Below are 1571 nucleotides of genomic sequence, written 5' to 3'. Positions count from 1 at the left end.
ATAGTCAGGTAAATTGTGCGCGCGTGAATACCCAATGATCCGTTCGGCCGAGTGTCAGTGCGTCCCCGGCGCGCGCCTCGTGCCCTATAACGATAAAGCACCCGGTGGTCTGCTGACTGCCACGCAAGGGATGCTCAAGGAGTTGTCGTGGAATTTTTGAATGCCATTCCCATGGATACCAGTCAGCTGTTCGAGATAGGGCTGCAATGGGGCGGAACCCTGCTGTCGGCGCTGGCCGTGCTGGTCTTCGGCATGTGGGTCGCCAAGCGCCTGACCCAGTGGGCGACCTCGCTGCTGCACCGCAAGAGCATGGACGAGGCGGCGGCCGGTTTCGTCGGCCAGATCGCCTACGCCATCCTGGTGGTCATGGTGCTGCTGACCGCTCTGGATCAGCTCGGTGTCGATACCACCTCCATGATCGCCGCGCTGGGTGCCGCGGGTCTGGCGATCGGTCTGGCGCTGCAGAGCTCGCTGTCCAATCTGGCCTCCGGCTTCCTGCTGGTCACGCTGCGTCCGTTCAAGAAGGGCGATTACGTCGAAGCCGCCGGCACCTCCGGTAGCGTCGATCAGATCACCATGCTGCAGACCCGCCTAGTGACGCCGGACAACCGCAAGGTCACCGTGCCGAACTCCAGCGTCATGTCCAACACCATCACCAACTACTCGGCGCTGCCGACGCGGCGTCTGGACCTGGTCGTCGGTGTCAGCTATGACGACGACATCCGTCAGGTCAAGGCGGTGCTCGAGGAGCTGGTCGCCGGTGATGAGCGCATCATGAAGGAGCCGTCCTACCTGATCGCCGTGGCGGAACTGGCCGACAGCTCGGTCAACTTCAACTTCCGCATGTGGTGTCAGGCCTCCGACTACTGGGCGCTGAAGTGGGACATGACCGAACGCATCAAGCTGACCTTCGATGAGCGCGGCATCAGCATTCCCTATCCGCAGCGCGATGTGCACTTCCATCAGGCCAGCACGCCGGCCGAGTAACTTCCGCATCACGTAGGCAGGTCGACAACGCCACCCTCGGGTGGCGTTTTTCATGGGCTTTCGTCGGGGCATTCCATCGCGCCCCGAGTCAGGTACTCTCGACGTCATCCGTCCTGGGTATCGTTCTGATCGGGAGTCCAGTGCATGACAAGGTCGCAGCCGTTGTCCCAAGCGTGTGATGCCGCTGATGCCAGACGGCGTCAGGCATGGCGCATTCTGCTTGCCAGTCTTGTGGTGATCGGCCTCGGGCTTGTGCCGCTGATTGCCACGCGCGCGCTGTATCTGGATGACATGAGTCGTGCGCTGGATGGCTATTACGGCTGGATGCTCAATGCGCGCCCGGCCGCCGAGGGCATCATGCGTCTGCTGGGCTTTGGCGATGTGCTGGTCAATGTCGCGCCCTTGCCGCAACTGGCGGCCTGGGGACTGGCGGCGGGCATGGCGCTGGCCTGGTGGCGATGGCTGCCGGGGCTTTCGCTGGCGGGCTGCGTAGTGGGCAATGCGCTGATCTGGCTGACGCCCTTCACCCTGCAGAATTTCAGTTACGCCTTCGACAGCCTGCCGATGAGCGTGGCGCTGGCCAG

Annotated in this window: 2 protein-coding genes; both read left to right on the top strand. The window is 63.0% G+C overall.

Annotated features, from left to right (window positions below; all coding sequences use genetic code 11):
- Positions 1-147: 147 nt before the first annotated feature.
- On the top strand, positions 148-987 hold the full coding sequence (locus AC4FAH_RS05825; protein ID WP_234368228.1) for a mechanosensitive ion channel family protein: 840 nt from the start codon (positions 148-150) through the stop codon (positions 985-987).
- Between the two features lie 144 nt (positions 988-1131).
- The coding region (locus AC4FAH_RS05820) for a glucosyltransferase domain-containing protein (protein ID WP_490245763.1) at positions 1132-1571 on the top strand (440 nt) is incomplete at its 3' end.

It is taken from the genome of Cobetia sp. (assembly GCF_983723665.1).
This window is presented reverse-complemented; position numbering and strand designations above follow the sequence as displayed.